At 58.4% G+C, this 19,704-nt stretch carries 24 protein-coding genes; 14 read left to right on the forward strand and 10 right to left on the reverse strand.

Translation table 11 applies throughout. The annotated features are described in order from the left end of the window. Positions 1-8: 8 nt before the first annotated feature. From ACK3EW_RS00825 to folK, 4 genes are all read right to left on the reverse strand, one after another. A complete protein-coding gene (locus tag ACK3EW_RS00825) occupies positions 9-662 on the reverse strand; it encodes a DUF2062 domain-containing protein (RefSeq protein WP_493808088.1) in 654 nt (217 codons plus the stop codon). A 20-nt stretch (positions 663-682) separates the two neighbouring features. Further along, positions 683-2,821 carry a RelA/SpoT family protein gene (locus ACK3EW_RS00830; protein ID WP_493808089.1) on the reverse strand — a complete coding sequence of 713 codons (2,139 nt, stop codon included), beginning with the start codon at positions 2,819-2,821 and terminating at the stop codon, positions 683-685. Positions 2,822-2,860: 39 nt separating this feature from the next. After that, a complete protein-coding gene (rpoZ, locus tag ACK3EW_RS00835) occupies positions 2,861-3,214 on the reverse strand; it encodes a DNA-directed RNA polymerase subunit omega (RefSeq protein WP_085627914.1) in 354 nt (117 codons plus the stop codon). A gap of 74 nt (positions 3,215-3,288) precedes the next feature. Further along, the gene (gene folK, locus ACK3EW_RS00840) at positions 3,289-3,852 is read right to left on the reverse strand and encodes a 2-amino-4-hydroxy-6-hydroxymethyldihydropteridine diphosphokinase (RefSeq protein WP_493808090.1); all 564 of its coding nucleotides are present in this window, start codon (positions 3,850-3,852) and stop codon (positions 3,289-3,291) included. Between the two features lie 152 nt (positions 3,853-4,004). Between folK and ACK3EW_RS00845 the strand changes: the two genes are divergently transcribed. Then, positions 4,005-4,577 (forward strand): LabA-like NYN domain-containing protein, encoded by a 573-nt coding sequence (locus tag ACK3EW_RS00845; RefSeq protein ID WP_085627916.1) that lies wholly within the window; start codon positions 4,005-4,007, stop codon positions 4,575-4,577. A gap of 25 nt (positions 4,578-4,602) precedes the next feature. Beyond that, the gene (locus tag ACK3EW_RS00850; RefSeq protein WP_439118574.1) at positions 4,603-5,040 is read left to right on the forward strand and encodes a YqaA family protein; all 438 of its coding nucleotides are present in this window, start codon (positions 4,603-4,605) and stop codon (positions 5,038-5,040) included. Here ACK3EW_RS00850 and ACK3EW_RS00855 read toward each other — a convergent pair. Both ACK3EW_RS00855 and ACK3EW_RS00860 read right to left on the reverse strand, forming a co-directional pair. After that, positions 5,021-6,274 carry an MFS transporter gene (locus tag ACK3EW_RS00855; protein WP_493808091.1) on the reverse strand — a complete coding sequence of 418 codons (1,254 nt, stop codon included), beginning with the start codon at positions 6,272-6,274 and terminating at the stop codon, positions 5,021-5,023. The two genes, ACK3EW_RS00850 and ACK3EW_RS00855, sit on opposite strands and share 20 nt — an antisense overlap. 78 nt (positions 6,275-6,352) lie before the next feature. Further along, the gene (locus tag ACK3EW_RS00860) at positions 6,353-6,823 is read right to left on the reverse strand and encodes a c-type cytochrome (RefSeq protein WP_493808092.1); all 471 of its coding nucleotides are present in this window, start codon (positions 6,821-6,823) and stop codon (positions 6,353-6,355) included. 135 nt (positions 6,824-6,958) lie between these two features. Here ACK3EW_RS00860 and ispH point away from each other — a divergent pair, with 135 nt between their 5' ends. Then, positions 6,959-7,909, forward strand: coding sequence for a 4-hydroxy-3-methylbut-2-enyl diphosphate reductase (gene ispH / locus ACK3EW_RS00865; protein WP_493808093.1), 951 nt, complete (start codon positions 6,959-6,961; stop codon positions 7,907-7,909). Positions 7,910-7,975: 66 nt separating this feature from the next. Here ispH and ACK3EW_RS00870 read toward each other — a convergent pair whose 3' ends face one another. Then, the gene (locus ACK3EW_RS00870; RefSeq protein ID WP_493808094.1) at positions 7,976-10,186 is read right to left on the reverse strand and encodes a DEAD/DEAH box helicase; all 2,211 of its coding nucleotides are present in this window, start codon (positions 10,184-10,186) and stop codon (positions 7,976-7,978) included. 110 nt (positions 10,187-10,296) lie between these two features. Here ACK3EW_RS00870 and ACK3EW_RS00875 point away from each other — a divergent pair, with 110 nt between their 5' ends. From ACK3EW_RS00875 to ACK3EW_RS00895, 5 genes are read left to right on the forward strand one after another with little or no spacing between them, the layout of a single operon-like run. Next, entirely contained in the window at positions 10,297-10,911 is a 615-nt protein-coding gene (locus tag ACK3EW_RS00875) for a LysE family translocator (protein ID WP_493808095.1), read from the forward strand. 37 nt (positions 10,912-10,948) lie between these two features. Continuing rightward, a complete protein-coding gene (locus ACK3EW_RS00880; protein ID WP_493808096.1) occupies positions 10,949-11,401 on the forward strand; it encodes a DUF3429 domain-containing protein in 453 nt (150 codons plus the stop codon). After that, positions 11,398-11,988, forward strand: coding sequence for a class I SAM-dependent DNA methyltransferase (locus ACK3EW_RS00885; protein ID WP_493808097.1), 591 nt, complete (start codon positions 11,398-11,400; stop codon positions 11,986-11,988). Before ACK3EW_RS00880 ends, ACK3EW_RS00885 begins: the two co-directional genes overlap by 4 nt. After that, on the forward strand, positions 11,981-12,442 hold the full coding sequence (gene rnhA, locus ACK3EW_RS00890; RefSeq protein ID WP_439118566.1) for a ribonuclease HI: 462 nt from the start codon (positions 11,981-11,983) through the stop codon (positions 12,440-12,442). The genes ACK3EW_RS00885 and rnhA overlap by 8 nt, the downstream gene beginning before the upstream one ends. Continuing rightward, positions 12,439-13,062 carry a trimeric intracellular cation channel family protein gene (locus ACK3EW_RS00895; protein ID WP_493808098.1) on the forward strand — a complete coding sequence of 208 codons (624 nt, stop codon included), beginning with the start codon at positions 12,439-12,441 and terminating at the stop codon, positions 13,060-13,062. The genes rnhA and ACK3EW_RS00895 overlap by 4 nt, the downstream gene beginning before the upstream one ends. A 2-nt stretch (positions 13,063-13,064) precedes the next feature. On the opposite strand, the gene ACK3EW_RS00900 is transcribed toward ACK3EW_RS00895, so the two are convergent. Then, complete coding sequence (locus ACK3EW_RS00900; protein ID WP_493808099.1) at positions 13,065-14,243, reverse strand: MalY/PatB family protein; 1,179 nt, start codon at positions 14,241-14,243, stop codon at positions 13,065-13,067. Between the two features lie 108 nt (positions 14,244-14,351). Between ACK3EW_RS00900 and def (ACK3EW_RS00905) the strand changes: the two genes are divergently transcribed. The 6 genes from def (ACK3EW_RS00905) to ACK3EW_RS00930 are packed head-to-tail and all read left to right on the forward strand — an operon-like array spanning position 14,352 to position 17,273. Then, the gene (gene def / locus ACK3EW_RS00905; protein WP_439118563.1) at positions 14,352-14,870 is read left to right on the forward strand and encodes a peptide deformylase; all 519 of its coding nucleotides are present in this window, start codon (positions 14,352-14,354) and stop codon (positions 14,868-14,870) included. Further along, complete coding sequence (gene def / locus ACK3EW_RS00910; RefSeq protein ID WP_493808100.1) at positions 14,867-15,364, forward strand: peptide deformylase; 498 nt, start codon at positions 14,867-14,869, stop codon at positions 15,362-15,364. Before def (ACK3EW_RS00905) ends, def (ACK3EW_RS00910) begins: the two co-directional genes overlap by 4 nt. After that, complete coding sequence (def, locus tag ACK3EW_RS00915; RefSeq protein ID WP_493808101.1) at positions 15,361-15,858, forward strand: peptide deformylase; 498 nt, start codon at positions 15,361-15,363, stop codon at positions 15,856-15,858. The genes def (ACK3EW_RS00910) and def (ACK3EW_RS00915) overlap by 4 nt, the downstream gene beginning before the upstream one ends. 3 nt (positions 15,859-15,861) lie before the next feature. Next, positions 15,862-16,773 carry a methionyl-tRNA formyltransferase gene (gene fmt, locus ACK3EW_RS00920; protein WP_493808102.1) on the forward strand — a complete coding sequence of 304 codons (912 nt, stop codon included), beginning with the start codon at positions 15,862-15,864 and terminating at the stop codon, positions 16,771-16,773. A 2-nt stretch (positions 16,774-16,775) separates the two neighbouring features. Next, entirely contained in the window at positions 16,776-17,036 is a 261-nt protein-coding gene (locus tag ACK3EW_RS00925; protein WP_085627931.1) for a hypothetical protein, read from the forward strand. Between the two features lie 3 nt (positions 17,037-17,039). Beyond that, positions 17,040-17,273 (forward strand): GlsB/YeaQ/YmgE family stress response membrane protein, encoded by a 234-nt coding sequence (locus ACK3EW_RS00930; RefSeq protein WP_085628151.1) that lies wholly within the window; start codon positions 17,040-17,042, stop codon positions 17,271-17,273. A gap of 11 nt (positions 17,274-17,284) precedes the next feature. Here ACK3EW_RS00930 and ACK3EW_RS00935 read toward each other — a convergent pair whose 3' ends face one another. After that, a complete protein-coding gene (locus ACK3EW_RS00935) occupies positions 17,285-18,142 on the reverse strand; it encodes a universal stress protein (RefSeq protein WP_493808103.1) in 858 nt (285 codons plus the stop codon). A gap of 11 nt (positions 18,143-18,153) precedes the next feature. Further along, positions 18,154-19,644 carry a SulP family inorganic anion transporter gene (locus ACK3EW_RS00940; protein ID WP_493808104.1) on the reverse strand — a complete coding sequence of 497 codons (1,491 nt, stop codon included), beginning with the start codon at positions 19,642-19,644 and terminating at the stop codon, positions 18,154-18,156. Positions 19,645-19,704 lie beyond the last annotated feature (60 nt).

Here is a 19,704-nt window from a genome sequence, read left to right on the forward strand (position 1 = left end):
GGCTGAACCTAGTCCGCCGCTTGCCCGTCGTCAGCCTGTTTCTTCTTTTTCTTCAACGAGGCCAACTTGGCCTTGAGCGCGCCTTTGCGACGGTTCTGGTAAGCGCGGATCAGCGGCACAGACAGATAGTAGCAAACCAGACCGCAAAGGATGCCGGGAAGGATGCCCCCGACGAGCCAAGGGAAGAACACCTCGTCATAGAAGATGCGCAAGCCTTCCCAATTTGCGGTGGCGTCGGTGAACATGGCCATGAAGTTGCGCCAGAGGTCTTCCCCGGCTTTCGCAAACTTGTAACCAATACTGCCGTGACTGTGCCGGATTTCCCCGAGACCCAAAAGCCAGTAGCCGGTTTGCAATGACGCCACGCTGATGGGTACATAGGTCAGCGGATTGCCGAAAAAGGTGGACAGCAGTGCAGCTAGGATGTTGCCGCGCATCACCCAAGCGATGATGCCAGCCGTGATAAAATGAAGGCCGTAAAACGGGGTAAAGGTCGTCAAGACGCCAGCAAAGATGCCGCGTGCAATCCGTTCCGGGGGATCGGGCAGGCGGTTCAAACGGTGCTGGACATACCGTGCGGCACGAGTCCAGCCGCCGCGCGGCCAAAGCGCCTCACGGAGGGTGGTCAAGATCGACCGCCTGTCCCGCCGTTTGAATACCAACTCGCGTCCCTTCGATCTTCTTATTCGGCCGCAGCCGCTTGAGTCGACAATGCAGGATTCCGCCGCCGAACTACGGACGCCACATCACTTTCCGCTCCGAGCGCCGACATGACCGCGTGGAGATGGTTTGCATCACTCAGGTCGATGTCTAGAAGCAGTTTGTAAAAGTCCGGTTTGCGATCCACAAAAATCAGGTCAGAGATATTGGCCTTTTTTTCTCCGATCAATGTGCAAATCCGTCCCAGTACACCGGCATCGTTGCCGATCGTCAGTTCAAGGGAAACCGCATAGACTGGTGGGTGGTTCCCCGCAGCCCAATGCAGATCAAGCCAGCGCGACGGATGATCTTCGTAGGCTGCCAGCGCGCCACAGTCGATTGAATGAACGGTCACGCCTTTGCCGCGTTGGACGATTCCAACGATCCTTTCACCGGGAAGGGGTTGGCAACATGGCGCACGATCAAAGGCCTGGCCCTTGCCGAGGCCGATGACGGCGCTTTGCATTTCGATGAAATCGGATGGTTCTGGTGCCAGATCGGGATAAACGGCGGCGACCACTTCGCGCGCCGACATCTCCGCGCTGCCTAGGCGCGCCAGAAGTTCTTGCGCGTCCGGGATACGCAGGTTGCGCGCGGCCATTTCGAGAACCTTGTCGCTGGCTTTTTTGCCAACGTTTTCGAAAGCAGAGCGCGCCAATTCGCGGCCCAATTGCGCGTAGCGTTCGCGCCCCGCCTCGCGAAGTTCGCGTCGGATGGCTGATTTCGCCTTGCCCGTCGTTGCGATGTCCAACCACGTCGCCTGCGGGCTTTGGCCTTCGGCGGTGACGATATCGACGGATTGTCCGTTCTTGAGACGGGTCCAAAGCGGCACGCGGATGCCATCGACCTTGGCACCGACGCAGCCGGAACCGATCCGAGTGTGGATTGCATATGCGAAATCCAGAGGTGTTGCGCCTCGTGGCAGTTTCACTACGTCACCTTTCGGTGTGAAGCAAAACACCTTGTCGGGATACATCTCGAGTTTGACCGCTTCGAGGAAGTCTTCGTGATCATCCTCGCCGTCGAACTGTTCAGTCAGCGACGCCACCCACTTTGCAGGGTCCACCGCAAACGGGTTCTCGCTGCGCACACCGTCGCGATAGGACCAATGTGCGGCGACCCCGGTTTCAGCGACGTCGTGCATCTGGCGGGTGCGAATCTGCACCTCGACGCGCTTGCCATCACGGCCTGAAACGGTTGTGTGAATCGACCGATAGCCGTTTGATTTGGGCTCGCTGATATAATCCTTGAAGCGCCCCGGAATCGCGCGCCACCTTTGGTGAATCACGCCCAGTGTGGCATAGCATTCTGCCTTGGAGCGCGTGATAATCCGAAAGCCGTAGATGTCGGACAAACGGGAGAATCCGATCTCTTTCTCCTGCATCTTGCGCCAGATCGAATAGGGTTTCTTGGCGCGACCGAACACTTTGGCTTCGATGCCCGCCTTTTCCAATTCGTGCCGCATGTCGCCGGTGATCCGGTGGATCACGTCGCCGGTTTCTTTTTGCAGCGTGATGAAGCGGCGGATGATGCTGGCGCGGCCTTCTGGGTTCAAGACCCGGAACGCCAGATCCTCCAGCTCTTCGCGCATCCATTGCATCCCCATGCGACCTGCGAGAGGCGCATAGATGTCCATCGTTTCGCGGGCTTTCTGGATTTGCTTTTCTGGCCGCATCGCCTTGATTGTCCGCATGTTGTGCAGACGGTCGGCGAGTTTGACGAGAATGACTCGTAAATCCTTCGACATGGCCATGAAGAGCTTGCGGAAGTTCTCGGCTTGTTTGGTCTCGGAGCTGGAAAGCTGGAGATTGGTCAGCTTGGTGACGCCATCGACCAGCATGGCAACCTCATTGCCGAATCGCGTGGCCACCTCGGAATAGGTGGATTTTGTGTCTTCGATGGTGTCGTGCAGAAGGGCGGTGATGATCGTTGCATCATCAAGCTGTTGCTCGGTCAGAATGGCGGCGACAGCGACAGGGTGCGAGAAATAGGGTTCGCCGGAATGGCGGAACTGACCTTCATGCATCTCGCGGCCATAATCATAGGCCGCGCGAATGAGCACCTCGTTGGTCTTTGGGTTGTAGTTGCGCACCAGCGCAACAAGGTCGTCAGCCGCGATCATCGGCGCCTCATTCTCATGCGGCCCGCATCGCGGCAGGCCTTAGCCCTGACCCTGCGCCTCCATCAGCGCGCGGAGCAGTTTTTCTTCGGAAAGATCGTCGTCGGCGGGCCTGTCAGGTTCTGCACCCATAAGCAGCGCCATTGCGTCTTCTTCCGGCTCGTCGACTTCGATTTGTGTCTGGTTCGATTCGATCAGACGTTCGCGAAGTTCGTCCGCTGATTGAGTTTCGTCCGCAATTTCACGAAGTGCAACAACAGGGTTCTTGTCATTGTCGCGATCAACCGTGATTGCAGCACCTGCAGACACTTCGCGAGCGCGATGCGCCGCAAGCATAACGAGCTCAAAACGATTTGGGACTTTGTCTACGCAATCTTCAACCGTCACGCGGGCCATGGGAACTCCAATTCATCGGGCAGCCTTTGAGAGGTTGTTAGATATCGCTGTGATAGGCTGAATACAAGTCGATATCAGGGTTCGAGCACAACAATCTCGGCCAGAGCCTCTGGCGCGAGCGCATTGCACATCTCGATCACAGTCTTTTTCAGGACCGGATGCGTCCATTCTGCCGCAATATCCCTAAGCGGCACAAGAACAAATGCACGGTCTTGCAATCGGGGGTGTGGCAAAATCAGATCGGTTGGGGCCGCTTGCCGCTGCAAATCTGGCGATAGGGTGCACCAATGTTCAAAAGTCGCCAAATCGGGCAAGATCGAGTCGCCACAGGCAACCAAATCCAGGTCGAGCGTGCGCATCCCCCAACGCTGGAGGCGTTGCCGACCATGCTTTGCTTCGATTTCATGAAGATGCGCGAGCATATCTTTGGATGACAGGTCAGACTTAAGATGTACGGCCGCATTGATGTAATCTGGCCCTGCACCAGCCGGAAAACACGGCGTGCGATAAAATGCGCTTATGCCCTCAACCATCATATTTCTTTGGCCAAAGTCACTGATGGCAGCATTCAGAGTGTCCCTTGGCGAACACTTGCCTGACGGCAAATTCGCGCCCATGGCGATGTAAAAATCATTCATAATTTTGTCATATGTGCGAGAGTGTCCGAAATTCTCACCTTGCGATGCTATGTCAAACCATTAAATCACCGGACGCGACTTGGCCATGCGCCCTCGGATCCACCACTCCCGATTGCCGGTCCGGTCGCGTCTATTTTTGAAAGGCTCAATTCATGTTCTACAAAGACGAGCGTTTGGCGCTGTTCATTGATGGTTCAAATCTCTACGCGGCCGCTAAGTCGCTTGGGTTCGACATCGACTACAAGCTGTTGCGTCAGGAGTTCGTGCGCCGAGGCAAACTTCTGCGCGCTTTCTACTACACAGCGCTTCTGGAAAATGACGAGTATTCGCCGATCCGCCCCTTGGTTGATTGGCTTCATTACAACGGTTTCAACATGCGTACGAAACCGGCCAAGGAATATACCGACAGCCAAGGTCGCCGGAAGGTCAAAGGCAACATGGATATCGAACTGACCGTCGATGCCATGGAACTGGCCGAGCACGTGGATCACATTGTCCTTTTCTCGGGCGATGGCGATTTCCGTCCGTTGATTGAAAGCCTGCAACGCAAGGGCGTTCGGGTGTCTGTCGTGTCCACGATCCGCAGTCAGCCGCCGATGATTGCGGATGAACTGCGCCGTCAGGCTGACAACTTTATCGAACTTGACGAACTGCGCGATGTCATCGGCCGCCCACCCCGCGATCCGATGCCTGAGCGTCAGCCTGTTGCGGCCGAACAGGACTAAAGCTTGATCCTGCCCCGGATGCCTTATGTGGAGTGATCTGCTCTCACTCGGCAGTCTTTTTGTCGTTGCGTTCGGGGCGGCGACCATTCTTCCGTTCCAATCCGAAATCGTGTTCGTTGCGCTTCAATTGCGCGGCGACATTCCGATTGAATGGATCATCCTCTTTGCCAGTGTTGGAAACATTCTCGGCTCCGGGCTCAACTATGCTTTGGGGAGGGTGATCGAACGGTATCGTGGGCGACGCTGGTTCCCGGTGTCCGACGCACAGTTGGACAAAGCGCGGGCATGGTATCTCAAATGGGGAGTCTGGACGCTTTTGTTCAGTTGGGCCCCTTTAGGCGACGCGTTGACCATTGTGGCCGGGGTCATGAGGACTAACGTCTGGCTGTTTTTTCTGTTGGTCAGTATTGCCAAGACAGTGCGCTATATCGTGGTCGCCTTGGTTACGGCTGCTGCGTTCTGATTTCGGTGGCGACTTGGGCCAAAGGCAGGTCGCGCGCAGCGCGGGTGATTCCCAAAACCATCAAAGCAGTGGTGACGAAGAAATACGCGGCGACGCCGATGAACTGTGTTTCAATGCCGACGCCGATGTCGATCAACAAGCCCGTCATGCCAGGGCCTATGGCGGACCCCAGAACCATCACCGCCGTTGCCATCGACTTGATCGCACCGATATGGGCTGTGCCATAGAACTCTGCCCAGAATGCGTTGGGCAGAGTCGAATTTGCACCTGACGTGATCCCGAGGAAGACAAAACCCAAGGCAAGCACGGCTGGGCTTTCGCTAACGGCAAACAGCAGAAATGCCACGACCATCGGCAATTGATAGAACGGCGTCAGCCGCGCGGTCCCCAGCTTGTCCAGCGCCCAACCTGACACCACCATCGAGGTGATGCCGACGGCGGTATAAAGCGGAAAGAAGCTGACAAAGACCAAGTGTTCCAGCCCCTTGACCTCGGCAACATGCACCTGATGGAAAAAGAAAGCCGTGTTGAACGCGGCAGGGCCAAGAACAGCGGGAACCATGCACCAAAACAGCGGGTGGCGCAGCACGTCCATGCGACGCCAATGCCGACCGAACATGCCCAGCGACACGTCCGTTTCGGCGTGCGAAGCGGGGGTACGTTCTTGTGCCAGAAGTCGGCCAAGAATCGGAACAGCACCAATGCAGATTAGCGCGCCGATGATCCAGAGGCTTTGCCAGGCCATGACTGTCATGGCGGCGACCACGGTCAAAGGCACCAGAGCCTCTCCCACGGCAAATCCCAGCGTGGCAATCGACAAGGCGCGTCCTCGGGTCGCCACGAACCAGCGCGCCATGGCCACGACCGCGATATGCGAGCACATGCCCTGCCCAAAGAACCTCAGCGCAAAGATGATCACGGGCAGCGCCCATACCCATGGGTTGAACGCCATTGCCAGACAGGACAGCGCCAGCCCCACGAGAACCACCGGCCCCAGAAGCCGCACGCGGAACAGATCGGTCAGACCCCCGGCCCAGACCATCACCGCCGCAGATGCCATTGTGCCGACCATGTAAATGCCGCCCCAAGCCCCATGGCTCAGATCAAAGGCCAACCGAATTTCCCCTGCGAAAAGCGAGATGAAATAGGTCTGCCCAAAGGACGACAGGAAGGTGAGCATGGCACCAGCCGTCAGAAAGGGCGCATTGGCGCGGAGATACTCAGTCAGGCGCATAACACCGCCATGACTCCAACATCACGCCGTTGCAAGCGGCAAACGTTTAGAAGCAGGCAGTGTTTGCGGCGCGCATCGTCAGGGAAGAACGCGGGCGTTGATCTCGTTATGGATATCCTGAATTTCTGTTGGCCACGTGCTCTTGATGTACCCCAAAATGCTGGCGATCTCATCATCGCGCAGAACGTCCCCGAATCCGATCATGTTCGACTTGTATGTCCCGCCGACAATCGCTTCGGTGCCGTCGCGCACAATCCGCATCAACAAGGCATTGTCATGGTGCCACGTGTGACCGGTTTCATCATGTGGCGGCGCAGGGAGGTAGCCATCAGCATCACGGTCTTGCCAATTGGGCTGCTGACCTTCGAGATTAGCGCCATGACAGCTTGCACAGTAATCAACGTAAAGCGTGGCACCTTCTGCAACGCGCGCCGCGTCGGTATAAGGCAGATTGGGCCGCACATCGTCCGCGGTCCATGCAGGGGAAATCCAGATCGCACCTATGGCAATCATGGCCGCAGTCAGGCCTGTGATGATAGGTTTTTTCATCGGCACTCCTTGTACTTGTTGACGTCTATCGCGGGCTTCCTGCGCAGGAAGGTCAACTCACACCTAAGTGAAAGACGCATTCCACTGGAAACGTGACTGCTGAGGCTTTAGGTCTTGGGCAAGACGGAGACCGACATGACCAAACCGCCCCTGACCCTATACCTTGCTGCACCGCGCGGCTTTTGCGCCGGTGTGGACCGCGCCATCAAGATCGTTGAGATGGCACTCGAGAAATGGGGCGCGCCTGTCTATGTGCGACACGAGATCGTGCACAACAAATACGTCGTTGATGGCCTGCGTGACAAAGGTGCGGTGTTTGTCGAGGAACTGGAAGATTGCCCCGATGACCGACCGGTGATCTTTTCCGCGCACGGGGTGCCCAAGGCGGTGCCCGCCGAAGCCGCCAAGCGCGAAATGATCTATGTCGATGCGACCTGCCCGTTGGTCAGCAAGGTTCATATCGAAGCAGCCCGGCACCATGAAAACGGTTTGCAGATGATCATGATCGGTCACGAAGGCCACCCGGAAACCGTTGGCACCATGGGTCAATTGCCTGATGGCGAAGTTTTGCTTGTGGAAACCGTCGAGGACGTGGCCACCGTTCAGGTGCGTGATCCCGAACGATTGGCTTTTGTCACGCAAACCACGCTGAGCGTCGACGATACCATCGACATCGTGGCAGCACTGCACGCCCGCTTCCCCAAGATCGTCGGCCCGCACAAGGAAGACATCTGTTACGCCACCACCAACCGCCAGGAAGCGGTCAAGGCAATGGCCCCAAAATGCGATGCCATGCTGGTCGTCGGTGCGCCCAATTCGTCAAATTCAAAGCGGTTGGTCGAGGTGGGCAGCAAAGCAGGTTGCGCTTATTCGCAGCTTGTCCAACGTGCGCCCGACATCGACTGGCGGCCGCTTGAGGGGATCGCAAGCGTTGGCATCACCGCAGGTGCCAGTGCACCTGAAGAGTTGATCACCGAGGTGATCGACGCGTTCCGGGATCGGTACAATGTAACGGTGGAGATGGTCGAAACAGCAGTCGAGAACGTGGAGTTCAAGGTGCCTCGCGTGTTGCGCGTGCCCGCATAACGGTGCGTGCAAGCACATATCCTGGTGATTGAGTGGTAATGTAGGGTGCGTGTTTACACGCACCTCTTATTTTTTTCCGCCCGGTTTACCACCGAACTTGCCAGCAGGCTTCCCACCCGGCTTCCCACCGAATTTACCCGCAGGTTTTCCACCCGGTTTCGCACCTCCCGCACGCGGTTTGCGCATGCTTTGTGACGGATCACCTGCATTTGCGCGAGCGGCGGCACGGGCGATGTTCTTTTTGCTGTCGGGGCGGCCTTCGGGTGGGGGCGGACCTTTGGGTTTGCCTTTTCCCTTGTAGGGCTGCGCCTGAAATTCGCTTTCCGAACGACGCGGCGGACGGTCAACGCTCGGCTTGTCGCCGTACGGCTTACGCCCGCGGGCCGGACCGTCAGATTTGCCTTGATAGGGCTTACGCTCGCGCGCCGGGCCATCAGACTTTCCGTAAGGTTTGCCCGCCGGCTTGCGATCCGCCGGTTTCGGCTTGCGCGCGCGGGGTGTGGGTGCGTCGTTCCAGTCGATTGGTGCTGCTGATTTAGGGGCCGGTTTGGCTGCAACCTCTTGAGCAGCCTCGACCGCCGGTTGTGCCCGCTCTTCGCGGGGCTCACGCTTGGGCCGATCATCGTAGGACTTGCGCTCGGGTTTGTCGCCATATGGCTTGCGCTCGGGCTTCGGGCCGCGGTTTGCGGCAGGTCGTGCCCCACGATCAAAATCAGGCGCCTTATCGAGCTTGGTCAGGGTCACACCCTTTTCCAACTCCATGGAAGGTCCAACCGCGTTCAGCAACCGCGCGACCGACGATTCTTTGATCTGCACCAGCGAATGATCCTGCTGGATGCGAATCGCGCCGATATCATCTTTGCTCAGATCGCCTGCACCACAGACCATTGGCAAAATGCGGCGCGGTTCGGCGTCTGCAGCACGCCCCCCGGACACTGCAAACCAAACGCTTGGACCAAACTCTTCACGCTTTTCAGGCTTGGCGCCGGGATCAGACAGTTCCTCGGGCGCAGTATGCTGTTCGCGGAACATGCGCAGATAGGCCACCGCGATCTGCTCGGGCGTCTTTTCCGCAACAAGCCGGGTCACTACGGTTTCCTCGGATTCACCAACAGGTGTCTCCCATGCGGGGTCGGCAAACATGCGATCTTCGTCGCGCTCCAACACTTCATCGGCCGAAGGTGCAGAGCCCCAGTCGGATTTCAGCTTGGCCATACTCAGAATGCGCTCGGCCTTCTTGCGCACCTTGGGCGTCACGATCAGTGCGGACACACCCTTGCGCCCGGCACGACCCGTCCGGCCCGAGCGGTGCAGCAAAGTTTCATGGTTGGACGGTAGTTCGGCATGGACCACCAGGTCGAGGTTTGGAAGGTCGATACCGCGTGCGGCGACGTCTGTCGCCACACAAACCTGCGCCCGACCATCGCGCATGGCTTGCAGCGCGTGGGTACGTTCGGTCTGAGACAGTTCACCCGAAAGTGCCACGACCTGAAACCCGCGATTCGACAGGCGGGTCGTCAGGCGGTTCACCATTGCGCGGGTGTTGGCAAAAACAATCGCGTTGGGGGCTTCGTAATACCGCAGCGTATTGATCACCGCGTTGTCGGTGTCGCGGTCGCTCACCATCATGGCGCGGTAGGCGATATCCGCATGCTGGCTTGTTTCGGATTTCGTGACCACGCGAATGGCATCGCGCTGGTAGCTTTTCGCCAGCTTCGCGATCATCGGCGGCACGGTGGCCGAGAAGAGCAGTGTCTGACGGTCTTCGGGGGCTTCGCCGAGGATAAACTCAAGGTCTTCGCGGAAGCCCAGGTCGAGCATTTCGTCAGCCTCGTCCAGCACAACGGCGCGACACTGCGACAGGTCGATGGAGTTGCGCATGATGTGGTCGCGCAGACGGCCCGGAGTCGCGACGACGATATGCGCGCCCCGCTCTAGCGCGCGGCGTTCGTCGCGCATGTCCATGCCGCCAACAGTTGACGCCATGACCACACCGGCTTGAGCGTAAAGCCATGCCAGTTCGCGTTTTACCTGCATTGCCAATTCACGCGTCGGCGCGATCACCAATGCCAAAGGCGCGCCCGCAGGGCCGAATACTTCGTCCTCGAGAATCGTCGGCGCAATGGCAAGGCCGAAGCCCAATGTCTTGCCCGATCCTGTCTGCGCCGAGACCAAAAGGTCGGCACCGACATATCCGGGATTGAGAACCGCCTCCTGAACCGGGGTCAGCGTTTCGTATCCACGGGCATCAAGGGCATCTTGCAGGGCTTTTTTCACGAGGGTCGTCTTCTTTGTATCAGCAGCCCGTCAGTGGGCCAAACCGCGCGTCTAGATCATTGTCCACCAAATGTATAGCGTCATCACAGCACACCCAGAGAGGATCCGCTATGCTTTCCCTGCAATTCCTTCTGACGGCGTTTGTCGTGGTCATCGCACCCGGAACCGGCGTCATCTATACGCTCGCCATCGGCTTGGGGCAGGGGCGTTGGCCGTCGATATGGGCCGCATTGGGATGCACTTTCGGGATCGTGCCGCATTTGCTGGCCGCGACTCTGGGCCTTGCGGCGGTGCTGCATACGTCGGCGGTGTTGTTCAACGTGGTGAAGTTCGCCGGTGTCGCCTACCTGCTCTGGCTGGCTTGGCAGGCGGTGCGCTCGGGCGGTGCGCTTTCGGTGTCCGCCGAAAAGCAGGCTGAGACAGGTTTGCGAATTGCACGGCGTGGCGCTCTGATCAACATTTTGAATCCCAAGCTGTCGATTTTCTTCCTCGCATTGCTGCCGCCGTTCCTGTCGGGCAACCCGGCGACTGCGACGGTAGAAATGGCGCTGATGGGCGGGGTTTTCATGCTGATGACCTTCGTGATCTTTGTCCTCTACGGCGTGTTCGCTGCTGCGGCGCGCACATGGCTCTTGGGCAGCGAACGTGTCATGCGTTGGCTCAACCGATCCTTTGCGGCGCTCTTCGCCGCCCTTGCTGGACGGTTGGCGCTCGAACGCGCCTGAGCTATGTCGCGGCCCAGAATATGACGATGGACCAACAATGACCCAGATACCCCGTTCCGCGCTTATCCTTGGCCTTGCCGGCGTGATCCCGTTTGCATGGGGCGCGCTTACGCTGCTGTCTGATGCGGCATCGCAGTGGGGGATGGATGTTCTGGGGCCAAGGTTCATCGGCCCCTATGTCCAGCTCAGCTACGGCATGGTGATCCTCAGCTTTATGTCTGGGGTACTGTGGGGCTTTGCAACCAAGGCCAAGGACGGGCAGGCGGCAACGGGCTATGCGCTGTCGGTCATTCCGGCGCTGTGGGCGTTCTTTATGACTGGCGGAGGGCCGGTGTCTGCCGGAACAAACCTGATCTTTGGATTTCTGGGACTTCTGGTGCTGGACTTCGCCTTCTGGAAATGGGGCCTCGCGCCGGCATGGTGGATGCAGTTGCGTGCCTTGCTGACCGGGCTGGTCGTTCTATCCCTCTCGATCGGAGTGTTCCTGTGACCGACCGCGAAACCGTTGCCGTCTATGATGCCCGCGCAGGCGACTATGCCAAACTTGACCCGTCAGACACACCAAGCGAAACGCTCGCGACGTTCATAGCTGCTTTGCCTACACATGCGCGGGTTCTTGACCTTGGATGCGGGCCGGGTACGTCGGCGCGGCACATGGCGCGCGCCGGGTGCATGGTTGATGCGCTGGATGCCTCGGCTGAGATGATCGCGCTGGCGTCGGCCATTGAAGGCGTCAAAGCGCAACTGGCGAGTTTCGACGACATCAGCGGCACCGCAATCTATGATGGCGTTTGGGCCAATTTCAGCCTTCTTCACGCTGCGCGTTCTGAAATGCGCAAGCATCTGACGGCCATCCACACGGCGTTGAAATCTGGCGGTCTCTTTCACATTGCGGTCAAAGAGGGCATTGGCGAAGGCCGTGATGCCCTTGGCCGACATTACACCTATTACACCGAACCCGACCTGACCGCACTCCTGCAAACGGCTGGGTTTTCCGTCGGCCCCTATCGACGCGGGCGTGACAAAGGGCTAAGCGGCACCGACGATAACTGGATCTCCGTAACTGCCCATGCCTGACCTCTATGCCTATACCGACGGAGCCTGTTCCGGAAATCCCGGGCCGGGTGGTTGGGGTGCGCTGCTACAGGCGAAAGACGGCGATACAGTGGTCAAGGAACGCACCCTGTCCGGGGGTGAGGCGAACACCACCAATAACCGGATGGAGCTTCTGGCTGCGATCCACGCTCTGGAGACATTGGCGCGTCCGTCCTCGCTGACCATTGTGACCGACAGCGCCTATGTGAAGAACGGCGTGACCAGTTGGATTCATGGCTGGAAGCGCAATGGCTGGAAGACTGCCAACAAGAAGCCGGTCAAGAATGTAGAACTCTGGCAGCGTCTGGACGAAGCCCAGCAACGCCATGATGTGACCTGGGAATGGGTCAAGGGCCATGCAGGCCACCCCGAAAACGAACGCGCTGATGAATTGGCACGCGAAGGTATGAAGCCGTTCAAAAAAGGCGCGGCGTGACCCTGATCGCTTGGATCGATCATGCGGCTGTGTTGGTCTTTGCCCTGACCGGAGCTTTGGTCGCCAGCCGCGCACAGCTTGATATCATTGGTTTCGCCTTTCTCGCGATCCTGACCGGCGTTGGCGGTGGTACGGTCCGTGATGTGCTGCTGGATCGAAACCCAGTGTTCTGGATGGCAGATCCCACCTATCTGGGTGTGGCTGTGATTGCCGCATTCGTGGTCTTCTTTACCGCGCATCTGTTCGAAAGCCGCTACAAGGCGATCCTTTGGCTCGACGCTGCGGCCTTGGCATTTGCGGTGGCGGCTGGGGCCAACATTGCCGCTACTCTTGGGCAAAGCGCGGCCATCGTCGTGGCCATGGGTACAGTCACTGGTTGTCTAGGCGGGTTGATGCGCGACGTGGTTGCAAACGAGGTGCCGCTGGTCCTGAAACAGAGTGAGCTTTACGTGACCTGCGCTGTCGCAGGGTCGTCCGTGATGGCCTTCGCGCCAATGCTCGGTCTTAGCCAGACGACAACCGTGCTGGCCGCCGCCGCAATCACCTTTGCTCTGCGCGCAGGCTCCATCGCATTCGGATGGAGCTTGCCAGTCTACAAATCCCGCCCACCGCGCAACTGATCTTATTGGAGGTCGCGGAACGCCTCTTGCAGACGTTTTGCGGCCTCTTCGACACGGTAGGTTTGCGTCGCAAGGTTGAAGCGCAGGAAGGTCTCGCCTCCGGGGCCGAATTCCGGTCCGGGGCTTGGTGCGATGCGGGCATCCTTGCGGACCCTGCTGCTGATCTCTTCGAAGTCCATGCCAGTGCCTGAGAAATCCACCCACGCCAGATAGGTGGACGCCAAAGGCAAGGAATGCACACCGGGGATCGCGTTCATCGCGTCATCAAAGATGCGGCGGTTTTCGATCAGGTGATCAATCTGCGCGTCGACCCATTCCGCACCTTCCGGGGTGTAGGCGGCTGTTACCATCTCAAGCCCCATGCGGTTCGGAGAATAGTCCAGTGACCGTAACCGCTGCGCCATCGCTTCGCGCAATGTTGCGTCGGGAATGATGATGTTTCCGGTCTTCAGGCCCGCAATGTTGAACGTCTTTGACGACGCAGTCAGGATCACCGACCGATCGCGTGCGTCCGGCGCGGCGACGTCGTAAGGCACAAACGTATGGCCCGGATAAATGAAGTCGTGGTGAATCTCGTCGGCCACGACGATCAGGTCGTTCCGTGCAGCGAATTCGGCCACCTGCCGCAACTCTTCGGCGCTCCAGATGCGCCCAGACGGGTTCTGCGGGGAACAGAAGATCAGCATCTTCTCAGTGCCGTCCAGCCGCGACTGTGCATCGTCAAAGTCGATCTGGTAGGTATCGCCATCCCGCGTCAGTGGGCACTGCACCGGTACCCGTCCGGCACGTCGGATCTTGAATTCGAACTCGTGATACACCGGGTTGAAGGTGACGATCCGGTCGCCGGGTTCGGACCAGACGTCGAGACAAAGAGCAATCGCGTTGCCCAGGCCCTGCGTTGTCATGATCCAGTCGGTGTCGATGTTCCATCCGTGCCGGTTTTTCATCCACCATTGGATCGCCGCGTGATAGTCGGTGTTGTCGGTCCAGTACCCGAACACACCATGATCCACCGCCGCCTGAATCGCGCGCAGCACACAGGGCGCTGTCGGATAATCACTGTCCGCAGTCCACATCGCGATGCCGTCCGCGTTTGGAACGTCGAACTTGCTTTCCAGCACGTCCCATTTTGAACAGTGCGTCCCGCGTCGATCATTGGGAACATTGAAAAGATCGCGCATCTAGGGCTCCATCTGCTTATTGGATTTCAGTCGAACGCTAATCCAGTGAACGACAGGTGCAAGCCCCGACCTATTGCCCTTGGGACATGGATTGCCTAAATGCCTGCCATGAAATTGCCGATCCTCATCCATCCGGACCCGCGTCTGAAAAAGGTCTGTGACCCCGTGCCCGATTTGTCGGACGATTTGCGCACTCTGGCCAAGGACATGCTGGAAACCATGTATGACGCACCGGGCATCGGCCTTGCCGCGCCGCAGGTGGGTGTGTTGTCGCGGCTGATCGTTGTCGATTGCATTAAGGACGAGGAATCGACTCCGCGCCCGCTGATCATGTTCAACCCCGAAATCCTTGCGTCTTCGGATGATCTGAACGTCTACGAGGAAGGCTGCCTGTCGATCCCGGACCAGTTTGCGGATGTGACCCGGCCCGAGGCGGTCAAGGTCGCTTGGATAGACGAGAACGGCAATCCGAAGGAAGAAGAGTTCGACGGGTTATGGGCGACCTGTGTTCAACACGAGATCGACCACCTGAACGGGAAGCTGTTTATCGACTATCTCAAGCCGCTCAAGCGTCAGATGATCACCCGCAAGATGGTCAAGCTCAAGCGAGAGATGGCGCGGGCATGAGTGTTCGGCCGATTGTCGCATGGCCTGACGCCCGATTGTCTGAGGTTTGCACGCCGGTTGAAGACCTGACGGACATCGCTGATCTCGTCCGAGACATGTTCGACACAATGTACGACGCTCCGGGGCGCGGGCTTGCGGCGCCTCAGATTGGTGTGATGCTAAGGGTGTTCGTGATGGACCCGACTTGGAAAGAGGGCGACCGCACGCCGTTCGTGTGCATCAACCCTGAAATCCTTGCTTCTGGCGATGCCACCGCCGCAGGGAACGAGGCTTGCCTCTCCATTCTCGGGGTCTCGGCTGAAGTGACACGGCCAACGGACATCACTCTTGGATACACTGATCTGGATGGTGTCCGGCACGAAACACGCCTGAGCGGATTTGCTGCGACCTGTGCGCAACACGAATTGGATCATCTGAACGGCGTCGTGATCTTTGACCGTGTGACGCCTGAAATGCGTGCACAGATCGAAGCCGACTATGCGGCGCTTGCATGACGACGCGGCTTTGCCTGGCTTGGCCGAACAAGTGCCTGCGGACACCTGCCGAGCCGGTGGACACGATCACCGATGAGATCCGCGGGATCTGGGACGACATGATCGACACAATGGAGGCAATGCCCGGTGTCGGTCTTGCGGCCAACCAGATCGGTATTCTGAAACGTCTGGCCGTGGTGGATGCCTCCGAAGATCGTGGCCGCGCCGTACGGATGGCGAACCCGGAAATTCTGCACGCCTCGGTCCAGCTTCGGTCACACGAAGAGGCCAGCCCAAATCTGCCCGGTGTCTTCGCAAAGATCGAACGCCTGCGCGCCGTGACCGTACGTTTCATGGGGGCGGACGGTACGGTTCATGAACAAGACTTTGTCGGCCTCTGGGCCACGTCGGTACAGCACCAGATCGACCATCTGAACGGCAAGATGTATTTCGACCATCTGAGCAAAACCAAGCGCGACATGCTTTTGCGGCGGGCGAACAAGCTGAAAGGCTAGAACATGCGGATCATCTTCATGGGGACGCCCGATTTCTCGGTTCCGGTTCTCAACGCGCTGGTCGAGGCCGGGCACGAGATTGCCGCTGTCTATTGCCAACCGCCCCGTCCTGCGGGTCGGGGCAAGAAGGACCGCCCGACACCGGTTCATGCGCGTGCCGAGGCGCTGGGCTTTGAGGTGCGGCATCCGACATCGCTGCGCAATGAAGAGGCGCAGCACGATTTCGCCGCTTTGAACGCCGATATTGCCGTTGTTGTGGCTTATGGGCTGATCCTTCCGCAAGCGGTTCTGGATGCTCCAAAACAGGGGTGCCTCAATATTCACGCATCGCTATTGCCGCGATGGCGCGGCGCGGCGCCGATCCATCGTGCGATCATGGCTGGCGATGCAGAGACCGGCATTTGCATCATGCAGATGGAAGCAGGGCTGGACACCGGGCCGGTCCTTATGCGCAAGGCGACGGCCATTGGCGCGACCGAAACAACAGGTGAATTACATGATAGGCTAAGCGCTATGGGGGCCGAGCTGATCGTGCACGCCTTGCAGCGGATCGACAGTCTTACGCCAGAGGCCCAGCCTGAAGACGGTGTGACCTATGCGCAAAAGATCGACAAGACCGAAGCGCAGATCGATTGGACCCGTCCCGCAGTTGACCTGGACCGTCAGATACGGGGTCTTTCGCCGTTCCCCGGAGCATGGACGATGATCGGTACGGAACGCGTCAAATTGTTGGGCAGTCGCCTGTCGGATCAGCGCGGCACTGCCGGGACGGCGCTGGATAATGCCTTCACCATTGCCTGTGGCTCAGGAGCGGTTACGATCACGCGTGCGCAACGTGCGGGTAAAGGCGCGCAGGACACCGAGACATTCCTGCATGGCATGGCGGTTTCTATGGGAACGCGTTTGGGAGAGTAGGCATGTTCATGGTGCTAATGGGAACCGTCATTATCGCAGGGATCGTCGGTTATATCTGTGAGCGATCTGGCTTCACCAACAATGGTATTCTGCAAAGCATCATCATCTGCATCGGTGGGGCGTTTCTGGCCTATTTCGTGCGGATCATGTTTGGTATCGGATTCAGCTCTCCGGGTATTAACGCGATTGTGTCGTCGCTGGGTGCGTTGATCATCGTGCCGACCCACTGGCGCAGCACCGTGCGCGACCGGCGTCGGAGGTAGATGATGCCGATCCTGTTTCTACTGGTCATCGGAGCGGCGGCTGGTTTTCTGGCAACGCGCGTCATGCGCGTAGAGATGAGCACTCTCGCCACGGTGATGGTAGGGGTTGCGGGCGCTTTGATCGGCGGGATGGTGATCCGTCTGCTTTTGGCCGCAACTGGTGCGGTGGCAGGCCTTGTTGGTGCAATCCTTGGCGCAATGATCGTAATCTGGATTGTGCAGAAACTGCGATCCTGACTTATCGCGCCTCAGCGCATGATCAGGATCGGTACCTTGCAGGACCGGATCATCTCGGTAGTGGTCGATCCGATGATAAAGCTTCGGACCCGGCTGTGGCCATAAGCGCCCATAACAAGCAATTCGTGCGCGCCAGTCGATGTGATCTGGGCCAGCACCTTTTCCGGCTCTCCGCTTTCGACGATTGTCTTGGCTTCAAATCCGCCGGCCTTGAGCGTTGCTGTGGCATCGGACAGCGATTTCTGAATGACCGGTGTGTCCTTGCCCGCGAATACCAGCGTCACGGTAATGCCCGCGAACATGGGGCTGCGCGCGATGTAGTCTATGGCCTTGAGCGAGGAAGGCCCGCCGTCAAACGCGACAAGCACTGAATTGATTGGTTTGAACGCGCGGTTTGCAATGTAAACCGGCCTATGGCTAGCGCGGACAATGCGTTCAAGGTTTGAGCCAAGATGCTCCATCGCCAGCCCTGCGGCCTCGCCGCGTTTGCCGATGACGATCATATCGCCGGACTCTTCCTTGGCGGTCACGGTCTCAACCAGATCACCTTGGCGCAGTCGGGTTTCGACGGCGATATCCCCATCTCCGACAATGATCGCCTTAGCGTCTTCAAGTATCGCACGACCATGCTCGTGCGCCAGTTTGGCGCGGGTGGCGTCCAGTTCTGACAGTTGTTCAAGCAGTGCCGATCGCGCGCCAAGCCGGATCGCGCCAGACAGATCTTGTTTATCAACGGCGTCACGGCGACCCATCACGTGGTACACTTTGACCTTCCAGGAATTACGTCCGGCAATCCAAGCTGCGTGATGGCAGACGCTCTCGGCGTAGGCGGATGCGTCCACAAGGGCGATAAGGGTGTTCGTTGTCATGGTGTGGCTCCCTAGTGGCCGAGCAATTCGTCCATCGCACCGGGCTTGTCATGGATGGCAAGCTTGTCGACGATGGTATCGGACGCCTCATTGAGACCGATCAATTCGACCTCTGCGCCTTCGCGGCGGAACTTGAGCACAGCCATGTCCAAGGCCGCAACCGATGATATATCCCAAATATGTGCGCGGCTGAGGTCGATGGTCACGCGGGCCGGAGCCTCGCGGAAGTCGAAAGCCTTCATGAAATCCTCGGATGAAGCAAAGAACAATTGGCCCTCGATGATGTAGGTGCGGTGTTCGCCGTCCGGTGTGATGGTCGACCGAACGCGGAACAGTTGCGAAATCTTCCACGCAAAGAAGATGCCGGACAGCAGCACACCGAACAACACCCCGATGGCAAGGTTATGGGTGTAGATGACGAAGAACACAGTCGCCAGCATTACGATGGACGACGATTTCGGATGGTCGCGCAGGTTCTTTATCGATGACCACGAGAATGTACCGATGGAGACCATGATCATAATCGCGACGAGCGCTGCCATAGGAATGATCGCGACGATATCCCCCAAGGCAACCACAAGGATCAGCAGAAACAGACCTGCCACAAAACTCGACAAACGCCCGCGCCCGCCGGATTTTACGTTGATGATCGACTGACCGATCATGGCGCAGCCCGCCATGCCACCGATGAACCCGGTGGCGGTGTTGGCCAAACCCTGACCGATGCATTCCTGGTTGCGGTTGGAACTGGTGTCGGTGAGGTCATCGACGATTTGCTGGGTCATCAGGCTTTCCAGCAGACCTACGACAGCCACAGCGACCGAGTAGGGAAAGATGATCTGCAGTGTTTCGAATGTCAGCGGAATGTCCGGGATCAAGAACACCGGCAGCGTATCGGGCAATTCACCCATGTCGCCAACGGTGCGGACATCCCACCCCATAAGCACGACAACGGCGGTCAGCACGACGATCGTCACAAGCGGCGAGGGCACGGCCTTTGTCAGCAAAGGGAAAAGATAGATGATCAACAGGCCTGATGCGACAAGCGCGTAAGTCAGCATCGGCACGCGGCTTGGATCAAGTTCGGGAAGCTGTGCCATGAAGATCAGGATCGCCAATGCGTTGACGAACCCCGTCATCACGGATTTCGACACAAAGCGCATGACGTAACCCAGCTTCAAAAGCCCTGCGCCGATCTGCAAAAGACCAGCAAGCACAGTGGCAGCCAGCAGGTATTGCAGCCCGTGATCCTTGACCAGCGTGACCATGAGAACCGCCGTGGCAGCGGTTGCTGCAGAAATCATGCCCGGCCGTCCACCAGTGATCGCGGTGATCACGGCGATGGAGAACGATGCGTATAGACCGATCTTGGGGTCGACACCGGCGATGATCGAGAACGCAATCGCTTCGGGGATCAGGGCAAGGGCGACCACCAGTCCGGACAACAGATCGCCGCGGATGTTGTGTGTCCATTGCCGTTTGTACTGTGCGATTGAGATCATGAAATATTTTGCCCATAGGCCGCAGACAGGTCTCGCGGTCTTTGTCGGTGTCGTCGTGTT

It is taken from the genome of Marivita sp. NO-S04 (genome assembly GCF_059070475.1).

Coding starts and splice junctions, on each gene's coding strand:
- ispH (WP_493808093.1), top strand. CDS start 6,959: ATGACCAAACCGCCCCTGACCCTATACCTTGCTGCACCGCGCGGCTTT.
- folK (WP_493808090.1), bottom strand. CDS start 3,852: ATGAATGATTTTTACATCGCCATGGGCGCGAATTTGCCGTCAGGCAAG.
- ACK3EW_RS00845 (WP_085627916.1), top strand. CDS start 4,005: ATGTTCTACAAAGACGAGCGTTTGGCGCTGTTCATTGATGGTTCAAAT.
- ACK3EW_RS00850 (WP_439118574.1), top strand. CDS start 4,603: ATGTGGAGTGATCTGCTCTCACTCGGCAGTCTTTTTGTCGTTGCGTTC.
- def (WP_439118563.1), top strand. CDS start 14,352: ATGAAATTGCCGATCCTCATCCATCCGGACCCGCGTCTGAAAAAGGTC.
- ACK3EW_RS00860 (WP_493808092.1), bottom strand. CDS start 6,823: ATGAAAAAACCTATCATCACAGGCCTGACTGCGGCCATGATTGCCATA.
- ACK3EW_RS00830 (WP_493808089.1), bottom strand. CDS start 2,821: ATGATCGCGGCTGACGACCTTGTTGCGCTGGTGCGCAACTACAACCCA.
- ACK3EW_RS00930 (WP_085628151.1), top strand. CDS start 17,040: ATGCCGATCCTGTTTCTACTGGTCATCGGAGCGGCGGCTGGTTTTCTG.
- ACK3EW_RS00880 (WP_493808096.1), top strand. CDS start 10,949: ATGACCCAGATACCCCGTTCCGCGCTTATCCTTGGCCTTGCCGGCGTG.
- rpoZ (WP_085627914.1), bottom strand. CDS start 3,214: ATGGCCCGCGTGACGGTTGAAGATTGCGTAGACAAAGTCCCAAATCGT.
- ACK3EW_RS00855 (WP_493808091.1), bottom strand. CDS start 6,274: ATGCGCCTGACTGAGTATCTCCGCGCCAATGCGCCCTTTCTGACGGCT.
- ACK3EW_RS00940 (WP_493808104.1), bottom strand. CDS start 19,644: ATGATCTCAATCGCACAGTACAAACGGCAATGGACACACAACATCCGC.
- ACK3EW_RS00875 (WP_493808095.1), top strand. CDS start 10,297: ATGCTTTCCCTGCAATTCCTTCTGACGGCGTTTGTCGTGGTCATCGCA.
- def (WP_493808101.1), top strand. CDS start 15,361: ATGACGACGCGGCTTTGCCTGGCTTGGCCGAACAAGTGCCTGCGGACA.
- rnhA (WP_439118566.1), top strand. CDS start 11,981: ATGCCTGACCTCTATGCCTATACCGACGGAGCCTGTTCCGGAAATCCC.
- def (WP_493808100.1), top strand. CDS start 14,867: ATGAGTGTTCGGCCGATTGTCGCATGGCCTGACGCCCGATTGTCTGAG.
- ACK3EW_RS00935 (WP_493808103.1), bottom strand. CDS start 18,142: ATGACAACGAACACCCTTATCGCCCTTGTGGACGCATCCGCCTACGCC.
- fmt (WP_493808102.1), top strand. CDS start 15,862: ATGCGGATCATCTTCATGGGGACGCCCGATTTCTCGGTTCCGGTTCTC.
- ACK3EW_RS00900 (WP_493808099.1), bottom strand. CDS start 14,243: ATGCGCGATCTTTTCAATGTTCCCAATGATCGACGCGGGACGCACTGT.
- ACK3EW_RS00925 (WP_085627931.1), top strand. CDS start 16,776: ATGTTCATGGTGCTAATGGGAACCGTCATTATCGCAGGGATCGTCGGT.